The sequence below is a fragment of the Asaia platycodi JCM 25414 genome (assembly GCF_000614545.1).
GTDB classification, from domain to species: domain Bacteria; phylum Pseudomonadota; class Alphaproteobacteria; order Acetobacterales; family Acetobacteraceae; genus Asaia; species Asaia platycodi.
Window position 1 is genome coordinate 1 of sequence record NZ_BAKW01000016.1, and the last position, 12,318, is coordinate 12,318.

At 57.5% G+C, this 12,318-nt stretch carries 11 protein-coding genes and 2 pseudogenes; 3 read left to right on the forward strand and 10 right to left on the reverse strand.

Translation table 11 applies throughout. The features are described from left to right. From JCM25414_RS19695 to JCM25414_RS11635, 10 genes and pseudogenes are all read right to left on the reverse strand, one after another. The coding region (locus JCM25414_RS19695; protein WP_035443332.1) for a hypothetical protein at positions 1-438 on the reverse strand (438 nt) is incomplete at its 3' end. A gap of 83 nt (positions 439-521) precedes the next feature. After that, positions 522-1,676, reverse strand: coding sequence for a hypothetical protein (locus JCM25414_RS11600; protein WP_369346065.1), 1,155 nt, complete (start codon positions 1,674-1,676; stop codon positions 522-524). Next, entirely contained in the window at positions 1,583-3,370 is a 1,788-nt protein-coding gene (locus JCM25414_RS11605; RefSeq protein ID WP_206777960.1) for a two-partner secretion domain-containing protein, read from the reverse strand. Before JCM25414_RS11605 ends, JCM25414_RS11600 begins: the two co-directional genes overlap by 94 nt. A gap of 14 nt (positions 3,371-3,384) precedes the next feature. Beyond that, on the reverse strand, positions 3,385-5,796 hold the full coding sequence (locus JCM25414_RS19700) for a ShlB/FhaC/HecB family hemolysin secretion/activation protein (RefSeq protein WP_025841752.1): 2,412 nt from the start codon (positions 5,794-5,796) through the stop codon (positions 3,385-3,387). A 371-nt stretch (positions 5,797-6,167) separates the two neighbouring features. Further along, the gene (locus JCM25414_RS11615; protein WP_025841753.1) at positions 6,168-6,488 is read right to left on the reverse strand and encodes a HigA family addiction module antitoxin; all 321 of its coding nucleotides are present in this window, start codon (positions 6,486-6,488) and stop codon (positions 6,168-6,170) included. Next, entirely contained in the window at positions 6,478-6,672 is a 195-nt protein-coding gene (locus JCM25414_RS19705) for a type II toxin-antitoxin system RelE/ParE family toxin (RefSeq protein WP_242403538.1), read from the reverse strand. The genes JCM25414_RS11615 and JCM25414_RS19705 overlap by 11 nt, the downstream gene beginning before the upstream one ends. A 492-nt stretch (positions 6,673-7,164) precedes the next feature. After that, positions 7,165-7,539 (reverse strand): SDR family oxidoreductase, encoded by a 375-nt coding sequence (locus JCM25414_RS26095; RefSeq protein WP_277911323.1) that lies wholly within the window; start codon positions 7,537-7,539, stop codon positions 7,165-7,167. Positions 7,540-7,654: 115 nt separating this feature from the next. Further along, positions 7,655-7,948, reverse strand: a pseudogene (locus JCM25414_RS26100) (SDR family NAD(P)-dependent oxidoreductase); the annotation flags it as partial. A gap of 46 nt (positions 7,949-7,994) precedes the next feature. Beyond that, positions 7,995-8,471, reverse strand: coding sequence for a carboxymuconolactone decarboxylase family protein (locus JCM25414_RS19715; protein WP_199897631.1), 477 nt, complete (start codon positions 8,469-8,471; stop codon positions 7,995-7,997). Between the two features lie 823 nt (positions 8,472-9,294). After that, complete coding sequence (locus tag JCM25414_RS11635; protein WP_025841754.1) at positions 9,295-10,170, reverse strand: LysR family transcriptional regulator; 876 nt, start codon at positions 10,168-10,170, stop codon at positions 9,295-9,297. A gap of 118 nt (positions 10,171-10,288) precedes the next feature. Here JCM25414_RS11635 and JCM25414_RS23390 point away from each other — a divergent pair, with 118 nt between their 5' ends. The 3 genes and pseudogenes from JCM25414_RS23390 (at position 10,289) to JCM25414_RS19720 (ending at position 12,210) form a co-directional block, all read left to right on the forward strand. Beyond that, positions 10,289-10,450, forward strand: a complete 162-nt coding sequence (locus JCM25414_RS23390; RefSeq protein WP_159101759.1) for a hypothetical protein — start codon at positions 10,289-10,291, stop codon at positions 10,448-10,450. Continuing rightward, on the forward strand, positions 10,443-11,078 hold the full coding sequence (locus tag JCM25414_RS11645) for a glutathione S-transferase family protein (protein ID WP_025841755.1): 636 nt from the start codon (positions 10,443-10,445) through the stop codon (positions 11,076-11,078). Before JCM25414_RS23390 ends, JCM25414_RS11645 begins: the two co-directional genes overlap by 8 nt. Positions 11,079-11,108: 30 nt before the next feature. Further along, positions 11,109-12,210, forward strand: a pseudogene (locus JCM25414_RS19720) (alkene reductase). Positions 12,211-12,318: the final 108 nt, after the last annotated feature.

The window sequence follows — 12,318 nt, forward strand, 5'->3', positions numbered from 1 at the left end:
AAAGGCGCCGCCCCTGGCTGAAAGCGTGCCGTCACTATTGTCGATATCACCCGATACGGTCAGACCGAGTGCCCCGGACGAGGCGATGATCCTGCCCCGGTTATTGGCAACAGACCCGGCAGAGACCGAAACCGCACCACTCCCCGCACCGATCTGGCCGTCACTGTTGTCGAGCGCGCCACCCGCCCTGATCGTCGCACCCGTCGCGCCATAAAGCGTGCCGCTGTTGCGCAGGGTGTTGCGCGACGACAGTCTGAGCGCACCTGCCTGGGCACCGATCTCTCCGGAAGACGCGAAATCATCGAATGACAAGGTCAGGTCGCCACGCCCAGCTAAAAGCGAGCCTGTCATTGCAACATTGCCGACCGCCGCAATATCCAGCCCATCGGCAGATTGCACCAGACCGGCACCGGTCATCGTTGCTGCACGAACCTGCACAGTGCCTGTGTTGACCGTGCCTATCTTGCCATCATTATTAAGACCTGATCCCTGAGCGGATATGTCGAGATTACCGTCAGACGCTATGATCTGCCTGAAGGCCCGTTATCGAGTCCACCGTCGGCCTTGATTGACATGGCGTTTACAGATTGCACCAAGCCCTGGTTCTGAACATTACCCGAAGCGGTGAGATCCAGCGTGGCATCCGAGGCTAGGGAAGCACCCTGTGCGGCGTTATATCGTGCCAGTGTCGCTGTCAGAGGCCCGGACGCATAAATGACACCCGCCCCGTTATTCGTCAGCGTCTGTGCCGAAACGGACAAGGCGCCGCCCTTTGCCGAAAGCGTGCCGTCACTATTGTCGATATCGCCCGATACCGTCAGACCGAGCGCTCCGGCAGAAGCGATGATCCTGCCTCGGTTATTGGCAACAGAGCCAGCAGAGACAGAGACAGAGACCGCACCACTCCCCGCACCGATCTGGCCATCACTGTTATCGAGCGCGCCACCCGCCCTGATCGTCGTACCCGTCGCGCCATAAAGCGTACCGCTGTTGCGCAGGGCGTCCTGAACAAACACGCCCAGCGAACCGTTTTGCGCTCCGATCTGCCCGGATGAGGACAGGGCACCGGCAGTCAGCGACAGATCGCCCTTGCCTGCCAGCAGTGACCCACCGACCGACGCCAATCCGTCTATACGCAGCGTCAAACTGTCCGCAGACTGCACAAGCCCGGACCCTGCATAGCGCGCGCCATTCAGAGAGACCGCGCCGCTATCCAGCGTACCGAGCTGACCGTTATTGGTCAGACCAGGGCCCTGTGCCGTGATTGACAGACCACCCGTTGTAGCAACCATCTGACCGTGGGAATCATTGACCAGACCACCCTGGGCGGCGAGCGTCATACCCTGCGCCGACAGGAGCTGCCCGTCATTCTGAACGGTACCCGAGGCGGTAAGGTCGAGCGTGGCATCTGATGCCACAGACGCCCCCTGCGTGGCGTTATACTGTGCCAGTGTGGCTGTCAGGGACCCTGATGCATAAACGACACCAGACCCGTTATTCGTCAACGCCTGCCCCGAAACGGACAAGGCGCCGCCCTTGGCTGAAAGCGTGCCGTCACTATTGTCGATATCGCCCGATGCCGTCAGTCCGAGCGCCCCGGCAGAAGCGACGATCGTGCCTCGGTTATTGGCAACAGAGCCAGCAGAGACAGAGACCGCGCCACTCCCCGCGCCGATCTGGCCATCACTATTATCGAGCGCGCCACCTGCCTTATCGCCGCACCCGTCGCGCCATAAAGCGTACCGCTATTGCGCAACGCTGTCTGCACCGAGAGAGACAAGGCACCGGACACGGCCTGAAGCGTGCCGGAATTTCTCAGAGACTGAAGAGCCGCTCCCGACAAACTGTAAGCCTGAATATTGCCCGAATTGGCCAGGGATAGACCAGTTTCGAAAGACAGTTCCTGTCCGGCGATAATGCTCCCAGCATTACCAAATTGCGTCGCCGTAAAGTGCATGGCGTCACGCGAGGCTATACGGCTTGTTTCGTCGTTGGCGATCGCGTTGGCGGTGATCACAAGAGCCCCGCCCTGGGCCGCAAGTTCACCGCCGCTCTGTGCAAATTTGCCGTTTGCCCGGAGTGTAATCGAACTACCCTGTGACGCAATTTGTCCACTATTGGCAATATCTCCTGCGCTCTGCAGGTCGAGTTGCCCCTGCGCCGCCAGAACACCGCCAGTCTCATTACTGATAAGCCGCCCTGATGCAGAAAGAGCCCCGCCGCTCGCTGCGATCGTACCGCTGTTGCGCACGTCGTTATGTGCCGCAATACGAATGCCGGCGCCCCCAGCCGCTTTCAGGGAGCCCGTATTGCGCAGACTTGCAGCCGAAAGCGCGAGCCCCTGCTGTGAGTCGATCAGACCTGACTGGGTGATAGCCCCGGTCGATGTCAGTTGCATTGAGGTCCCCGACTGGATCGATCCTGCCTGCTGCATCTCTCCAGCTGCCATTTCGATCCGGCCGGATGCACTCATCTTCCCGTTCAGGACGAGTTGACCATCCGCTGTAAGGGTCATGTCACCGGCATTGGCAGCCATTGTGCCATTGACACGAACACCTGCGCCAGCCTCATTGACCAGCATGGAGATCTGTCCGGCATAGAGCCCGCCCAACGCGGTACTGTCGATTGCAAAAGCCGGTGCCGGGCTTCCATCCTTGTCGAGCGGATGAACTTGACCTGTTTCGTAATCGATACGGTTCTGTCCGACGACAAGACGCGCGTTCTGGGCGTTGACCTGGGCATTGAACGTCACGCGACGGCTAAGGATGTCGAGAACCGGGACTGCGGTAAAATTACCCCCCTGCCCTTCGAACGCTACATAACCATCCTGCACCTTGAGCGCAGCGAGCTTGCCTGTTGTGTCGATCTCGGAGTGACCGGAGGCAAGCGTCACCCGGCTCGTATTGACGAAGCCGCATCCGTTACACGTGATGCCATTGGGGTTGGCTACAACGACATTGGCTTGCTGCCCGGCAACCTCTGTGGTGCCCAGCATCTGACTGGCATGGGGGCCCGTTACCTCATTGAGGATGACCTTTGCACTGGTCCCGTTCAGGTTGGCATTGCCGTAAACATACCCGCCTAGCTGCGTCTGGGTCGCCTTTGTCGCATTGTTGAGGATAAGGCCCTTCTGCTCGACCCCGTATTCCGTGAACATGTTATGCGACAGACGTGCGCCGTTGGGCGTGGCGATGTTGAGCTGCTGCACGCCATTGGCGGTTCGGTCCAGATTGGGCGCAGGGGCGCTCGGCATCGTGTGATTATCAATCACGATTGACGGCGCGGCTTGTTGAGCGCTCGCTACGGCGGGAAACAGGGCCATATCTGCGGAAAGAAAAACCGCCAGGAGTTTGCGAAGGTTTTTCTTCATGCGCGTGTCATTCATCAGAAGCGCACTCCTGCCTGGAATGCAGCAATCCAGCCCTCGTCAGGGAGAGGGCCATGAGCAATGGCGTGTGTTGCAGACGCCCCCCAGAACACCGGGCCGCTGACCTTGCGCAGCCCGAAGCCGGCACCGGCAATGGATCCCCCTCGCAGTGCTGGCGGCAGATTATCTGCTCGGTATCCGAGCTTCACGAACCCGCCATCAATGATCCCGTAGAATTCTGTGCCGTCGACAAACAGGCGACAGAAGCCCCGGTACACGCCACAGTGTTCATGAAGATCGAGCGGGGCCAGGCGATAGGAGATGTCGTCGCGGACATAGAGCCCCTTGTTCCCCACCAGCATCTGGCTCAGGAAGCCGCGTACCGTGTAGGGGCCGCCGAGCTGCAATTGCTCCGTCGCGAATTGATTGCGTGAACTGAGTTCGCCATGAAAGGAGACGTGCCAGGATAACCCGAACGGAAGAGGCTCGTAGCCATCAATATCCAGTGCTGGCTTGACGTATCTTGTGTGCGGCTCGCTCTCTATCGGATGCGCGAAACTTGACCTTGTGCCTGCGCCGTCTGTGCCGAAACGAACACCGAGCGTAATATACCAAAGCCCGCCAAGGGCTTTGAGCGACTCACTGGCCTGGGTCACGACCGAGGCCTGGCGTGCACTTTGCGTATTCAGCCGGACATGGTTGAGCGTTGAGTTGAATGATTTGAGTTCGTAAAGCGCCTGAAGGGTCGTTACCCCGACACTATTGCGCGCGACAACGCGTGAAACGCCAAAGCGGAAATCACGGCGACGCCCGCCGAGACGATAATCCTCACCCAGTGTCTGCAGGTGATAAACATCATCAGACATCCAGAACCCGCTGAACACCGACCATTTGCCGTAGGGGATCGAACCATCAGCTGAAAAATACTGCGTGCCTCGGTGACCTGCAGATCCCACCAGAGAGTGGTCATATTCGACTGACCACATATCCAGCAGGCCCAACGCATCCTGAGCCGTCAGTAGTGCATGACCCGTTTCATGCCCGGTCTGGTATTGTCCATTATTATCTGCCCAGACTTGCCCGTGCAGGATGCCGGGATTTTGCTCCTGGATGACAACTGAAGAGCTCCCCGGCTTGTTACCGGGGACGATCTGCATTTTCGCCGACCAGTTCGGCATACGGTTCATCTGGTCCAGACCCTGCTCGAGATCGCGCAGGTTCAGCAAATGGTCCCGCAACCCAGGGAACCCCATGAGTTCATGATGCCGCGCTTGGATACCGGCAAACTGGATCGAAGAAAGCGTCCCTTCTATCACCACGATGCGCAGCCTGCCGGACTGCAGGGACTGCTCGGGCAGATAGGCACGGGACGTGACATTACCCTGCTGCACATAGGCGCGGTTGATATCGTCGAGTGCGTGATTGAACTCGCTGACCCCGAGGCAGCGTCCTGCGTAGCGCTGGATCACCCCCCTCCTGGCTGCATCGCTCAAATGCGGCGCATCCTCGATTGAAAGCGACCACACCCGGACGCAGCTTCCCCCGCCTTTTATGGGAGACGGATTACGAAACTGGGTGTTGCTGTCTGGTGGAGGCAGCATATCCAGCTGCTGCTGACGCTGTCTGAAACGCTGGAACTGATCCTGAGAGGATCCGGGACCTGCTGGCATGATTGCTGGCGGATCTGCCGCATTTGCGCCTGGGCAGCCGCAACAGGGAAGCTGATCAGACAAAACACACCCGTCAGGGCAGGACGGAGGGCGCGCGATGCAGACATGACCACAAAACCAAATCAGAAGCTCAAATGCAGAAAAATCAGTGCGCCGAAGCTGCGCCATCAATCGCTCTGTCGCGCTCAGCGCGCCATCCAGTCCGTTCAGAGCAAAGTTGATCGTCAGGACACCATCGAGCAGTTTGCTGATTTGCATATGCCCTTCCTTTCCATGACGAAGGACGCGCACCTGCTGATCGTTCAGTTCCAGAACCGATAGACAACCCGTCGCAATGCAGCTCTGCCAGACAAGGGTCAGAGGGGGATTGCTGTCTGCAATCAGATGGGAGGGTTTGACCAGCGACAGTCCCAACGGCGTCATGAGCGTCAGACGCCAGGGACGGCTTGCTATCGGCATCTTGGCCGCGTCCGGCGTCGCTTTCGCCAGAATCACCCCTCCGATGGGCACGTCTTTCTTATCGGCCTCCTGCTTGAAGAGACGTTGCTCGACCGTGCAAACATTCGGCGCACCATTCAGAGAACCGGCGGGATAGATGCAACGATAGGTCCAGTCGCCGACCGATCCAGAAACAGTCGCAGGAGAAGCCGCCGGCGACGCCGGGCTTGTCTCTTTTTCTACGGCAGCAAGACATGGGGCTGCCGCAAACACCCCTGCAAATACGGAGAGGAGAGAAAGACGCGCAATACTGCGTTTCATTATAGATACACCTGCAACATTTCTGTTGCCATGCGCCTTACGCTTTTTCCATTATAAAAACAGTATTAAAATCTGCCCTAACATCAATCCTAATTGATCTTTAACGATATTGTCGAACATTAATGAGTATTGATAATTTTATTGACGATAACGCTGCATGGTTGAGGTTTTCGAAGGAAGCAGTAGAGCCGTCGATAAGTGCCAGGGCCCGCTCAGTCTCGTCATGACAAAGGATGGACAGGCTTCCCGGCAAGGGGCTTTCTGATGTCCCGGTCCTGTCTGCGCCTGGCGAGACGTTGAAGCCTGACAGTCTGGCTTGAGTAGTCGGTTGCCCTTTGCGCGGGTAACTGCTTTTTCCTGCATCATATCTGCTATATTGAGGTCTCGGACATTTCCAAAAGCCCGAAATGTTGAACGAGCATATCGCTCGCATACGCTCTTGCGTGGGCAAGGTCGAAGGCTCCTTGCATTCTCATCAGCGTTTCGGCACGCACGCTAAAGGCCTTCTCGAAGCGGATCGCCATTTCTGCAGTTAGTCCGCACCTTCCATTTAGAAGGGCGCTGATCGCCTGGCGGGAAACACCCAGATGCTCGGCGACAGTGTTGATCCTGATATTCTGAGGCTCAAGAAGCTCGGTTTTGATCCACTCCCCGACGTGGACTGCGAGCGAGCTATGCATCTTAAGCGCCATGGTAGTCCTCCAAAGCCATATCGCAGAGTTGCCCCTGCTCATTGAGACGAAAAGCAAGCCGCCAGTTTTTAGTGGCGGTCATGGACCAGGTGCCTGCCCGCTCTCCGATCAAAGGATGCAGGCCAAATTTCGGAGGCACCGTGAAATCATCGAGCGACTCCGCAGCGTCGATGAAGGCGAGCACTTTTCGTAATCAGCCTAGGTCGCCGACCAGCCCTTTAGCATTTCCCGTCTCAAAAACGGGTCGGAGGCCTCTGTGGTTGATACTCTCGATCTCCATGCGCGTAAGGCAATACATTATATTGACGATGTAAAGATGATCGTTACGTCGAGCTCATGGTTTATTAGGGTGATAAGATCGAGGACCAAGGAAAATGGCTGTTTGCCGCCATTTACCTATTTCCGTTTTTTCTTATTATCGGAAGTAGGGGCAGGGGACTGAACGGGGGTTATAAGGCCCAAAAGCCTCTCCTCTGAGGCATGTCTCCACCCTGGTGTGTAACCGCCAGAATTTTTGCCGACATAGCATTATCACGCGTCGTGAGGCGAGCCACGCTCAACTACGCGTGCCGACGAGTGACTCTATCAGGGGAAGACGATACGAGACTAAGCTATGCGGATTTTGTTTCACGCTTGCTACGATGCAGTATGTTCGCGGAGCCGCTTCCGATATCGATCATCCTTTTCCCAGACTGCTACCGCCGTCGATGAAAAGCGACTGGCCTGTAATGAAGCTGGCAAGGTCTGAGCAGAAGAAAGAAATCGCTGCTGCGATTTCTTCGGGGCGGCCAAACCGTCCGGCAGGCACACCTGCAAGATATCGCGCCTCGCCGTCGCTACCGGGCTGATTATTTGCACGAAACAGCTCTGTCTCCGTTGGGCCCGGGGCAACAACGTTCGCTGTAATGCCGTATGCAGCGTATTCGATCGCGATCGTCCGCGTGAGGCTCTCGAGTGCAGACTTTGCCGCCGCATACCCGGCACGATAGGGCAATCCGCGCGTGGTGAGACTGCCAATATTTACTACGCGCCCAAACTTGGCATCGCGCATCCCTGGAAGCAAAGCCTGCGTAATCTGTAATGCCGGGCGGAGGTTGGACAAGCAGCGCCATAAAGTCCAGGTCCGTGACGCTCTCAAAGCGCTCGTGTCTCGCAATGCCGAAATTATTGACGACGCCCAGCACGTTCCCACGGCTGACGACATCTCTGGCCAGCTTCCGGATCGCGTCGCTATCAGTCAGATCGCACGAGATGAACTCGCCCGGAAATCCTCCCGCAATTGAACGGGCTACGCCGATAACGTGCCAGCCCGTGTCAGCAAGCGCCTGCGCTGCCGCCCGCCCGATGCCTTTCGACGCGCCTGTGATGAGAATGGACTTATCCAATGGAAGCCTCCCTGATAAACAAATTTGAGGTTCAGCCGATGAGCGCGGGGGCGTATCGAGACACCCCCACGACACCTCGGCCGAAGGACGTCCTTCGGCTGTTTGCCGAAACGTGCTGCGTTCAGTCTGTTACTCGCAGTTTGCCCGGAGCGGTCCATTCGGCACCCGCCATGAAGCTGTCCAAAGGTGTGTGGGCGAGGTGGTTAGTATAATTCGAGATCAGCTTGGTGGCTGCAAGTACCAGTACGTCGAGTACGGACTGATTAGTGTAGCCAGCAGCCTTGAATGCGTCGACATCGGCTTCGCTTAGGACGCCACGATTGCGTGTCACCAGCGCCGCGAATTTGCGCAAGGCTTCAAGCTTGGGGTCAGCAAGGGCCTTCCCCTCACGGATCGCCTCGATTGACGCATCGTCGACTTTTGCCATGCGCGAAAGGTTGGTGTGACCTGCCATGCAATAGATGCACTCGTTTTCATAGATGATCGACAGATAGGCAATATTCCGTTCGACGGGAGAGAAGCTCGTTTTTTCAGCAATCCCCCACAAGGTAGCGTATGCCTCAAGCGCCGCAGGGCTCTCGGCTAGAACGCGATGCAAGTTGGGGATAAAGCCCTAGGCCTGCTGTACCCCGTTGAGAATGTCTGCTGATGCCTTCGGTGCATTTTCGATATCATGCAGCTTGAACGCATTAGTCGTCATTATGAAAACTCCTGTATTCTTGCTTGCCAATATGACAATCAGGAAACGGAGATTTCGTATTTTCCTCTCGCTTGGGGAGCGGGGTAATGGCAATAACGCTTATTCCCGAATGGAATGGCCAAGGCCGACTGTAGCGGATTGAAGAGAGCAACATATCGGGTCAGGCACCACCCATCGTTGACCTGTCGATGTCGAACTCCGCCTCAACGTCCCAGCATAGCTGGCACACTTTCAGGGCTGCGCGCTCATCTCCACACTGATCCGTCCAATTATTTCAGTATAGTTATGGGTCTCACGAGAGTGATTTTGCTTTGCAAATTGTAGGAGTATGGTCCGTAACACCGAAAGCTGCGCGGCCGCCAAAACCAGAGACTTCGACTGGAGGCAAACATCGGTTTGGAATGATTGGGTGAGATTTCAAGGCCGCTTCGACAAATGGGGAATGTCGGGACATCGGTATTCTTCCCGTATGGATGATTGCAATTAGTGCATAAGATACCGTTATCTCTTGTAGTCTCCCTACTTTTCGAAAGGCTGCTTTGCTGAGCGAGTTGCATGGCGCAAACGGCAAACCAAATCGATCCGAGGCTGAGCCGCCCTTGGAGCTTCATCAGAAATCTGCTTTGCTAGCATAGCTGAGCCAACGCGATCGCAACGCCAGCCCTTGTCTTTCTGAATATCGCAAAAGACAGTATGCGCACCAAACGGCGGCATCTTGCTTTCATTCCATCAAGCCCTGAACAAAATCTGCAAATTGCCTTGCCTTTGCGGTCATCATTCTCCCCATGGGGAAGACAGCCCACAGGTCGATATCAGGCAAAGACCACGCCGGAAACAGGCGCGTTACGGCGCCGCTCTCCAGTTCAGGGGCAAACATCCAGTCCGAGGTGATGGTCAGGCCCATATCAGCGAGTATGGCTGCCCGCAGGCCCTCGGCAGCGCTGACCCTAAGACGCCCCGCGACGGACACCGAGACGGCCGAGCCATCCCTGTGAAATGACCAGACATTGGGGAGCTGACTGTAAACGATCGCGTTGTGATCAGCCAGATCGGCAGGAACCAACGGCATGCCCGCACGCGCCAGATAGGCCGGTGTGGCGAGCACCGAACGTTTTCCCGTCGCCAGCTTGCGCGCGACCGCTGAGGAATCGGCCAAAGCCCCCATACGCAACGAGATATCAACCCCCTCGGCCACGAGATCGATCATCCGGTCATCAAGCAGAATATCCACATCGAGCTGCGGATGCGCATCGAGAAACGCTGGTAGCCGCGGTATGATATGCAATCGTGCAAATGTTGTCGCCGCCGATACACGCAAACGCCCGGACAGACCGTTCCCCGCACCACGCGCGGCCAGCTCCGCTTCGTCGGCTTCCTGAAGCGCATTGCGTGCGCGTTCATAATATGCCTGCCCTGCTTCGGTGGGTGTAAGGCCATGAGTGGAGCGTATGAGCAGGCTGACCTGTAGCCTTGCTTCCAGCTGTGCCACGATTTTCGACACAGCGGGCTGACCGACATGAAGCTGCCGTGCTGCTGCTGAGAATGAACCCGTTTCGACCACACGCACGAACGTGGTCATCGCCTGATATCGGTCCATCCTATTCCTCCGGGGAATGATGCTTATCGCATCGAGCCATCTGCCATGCCCAGTGAAACAGAGGCAAACCAGACCTGCAACCCGGTCAGCATCGGGGAAGGATGGAGCAGGCTTCAGGATGATCGTTCATTTCACCAACGCCGTGTCAACACGACCGGTGTCGCATTTCATCTCGGCCTATCAGCTCACGGGTGACCTGCCACAAGCCATGGTCGCTGCCCTTCTCCCGGCGCTCTCCGCTCTCCTTGCAAAACCTGGTGGAGGAACCGCTCATGATTGAGGTCTACGCTTTCGCGACGCCCAACAGCGTCAAGGTCACCATCGCGCTGGAAGAGCTCGATCTCGCCTATGCGCTACACGGCATCAATATCCGGCAAGGCGAACAGGGTACCACGGCCTTTACGACGCTTAATCCCAACCAGAAGGTTCCCGTACTGGTTGATCACGACGCGAGAGATGAGAAGCTCGTCCTCACAGAGTCTGCAGCCATACTCGTGTCCCTGGCTGAAAAAACCGGCTGCCTCCTCCCTGCAACCGGGGCCGAACGGGCGCGCGTTTTCGAGCAGCTTTTCTTTCACGCCTCTGCCCTGAGCCCCGCCTTCGGCCAATCGGGTTTCTTCCAGCGTTTCGCCAGCGAGAAACTGCCTTTCGCGATCGAGCGCTTCGACAAAGAGGCAAAACGCGTCCTGCATGTGCTCGACACCTTGCTGGCGCACCGGGATTTCGTGGCAGGCGATCATTTTACTATCGCTGATATTGCCCATTTCGGTTGGCTCTGGCGGCGCAGTTTTCCCGGCCTCACCCTCGATGACACCCCTCATATCGCCCGCTGGTACGAGCGGATTGCGGCCAGACCTGGCGTTCAGCGCGGTATCGCCCGGGTGGAGACGCTCGCCGCCCAAAACTGATCCTTTTCTGATCGCTCCGAGGTTATTCCCATGAACAAACTTTTTACGCCCTTCAATGCCGGGGCGCTGTCGCTCGGCCACAGAATCGTCATGGCACCCCTTACGCGCATGCGGTCGGACCATACTGGCAAGGCCAATGCCCTCATGGCGCTGTATTACAGCCAGCGCAGCTCACCCGGCGGTCTTATCATCTCAGAGGCAACACCTGTTGCGCTCGAGGGACACGGCTATGCCGGCGCGCCGGGCATCTATGACGACTCCCAGATAGACGGGTGGCGCAAGGTGACCGAAGCCGTTCATGCACGCGGTGGCAAGATTGTCATGCAGTTGTGGCACGTAGGGCGACAGTCGCATCCTGATCTGCAGCCGGGTGGTGCAGCCCCGGTCGCACCCTCTGCAATCAAGGCAGAAGGCGACGCCTATACGCCCAGTGGCCCTGCCCCGTTTTCCATGCCGCGTGCCCTTTCGCTGGAGGAAATTCCCGCGGTGATCGAGCAGTTCAGAAGGTGCCGCAAGGGCAAAGCAGGCAGGTTTTGATGGCGTGGAAATTCATGGCGCCAATGGCTATCTGCCAGACCAGTTCCTGCAGGACGGTACCAACCACCGCACCGATGAGTATGGTGGCCCGATCGAGAACCGCGCCCGCTTTCTGTTGGAAGTGACCCAGGCAGTCATATCCGTCTGGGGGGCAGACCGCGTGGGTGTTCGACTGAGCCCAAGTGGCACCTACGGCTCGATGTCAGACAGCAACCCAAGAGAAACCTTCGGTTATGTGGCGAAGCAGCTGGACAGGCTCGGCATCGCCTATCTGCATGTGGTTGAACCCCGCATCAAGGGCACGGAACTCATCGCCGAGAGCGAACCTGTGGCCGCGCGTGATCTGCGTGAGAGATTTCGGGGCACGCTGATCGCGGCAGGTGGGTTTGACAAAAACAGTGCCGCAGCCGTGCTCGCATCCGGTGATGCCGATGCCGTCGCCTTCGGCCGGCATTTCATCAGCAATCCCGATCTGCCTGCGCGCCTGCGCGGGGACCTTGCTCTGACAGATTACGACCGCTCGACCTTCTACGGCGGCGATGCTCGTGGCTACACCGATTATCCCTTCTTCGACGCCTCGACAGCAGAGCAATAACCACCGTGGTTATTCCACCAAGGAATGACCATTAGTCGCCCCTGCCATCATCCCTCCGGTACGGCGACCTCCTATCGTCAGATCCGTCACCAGATTTCGAGGAAACGA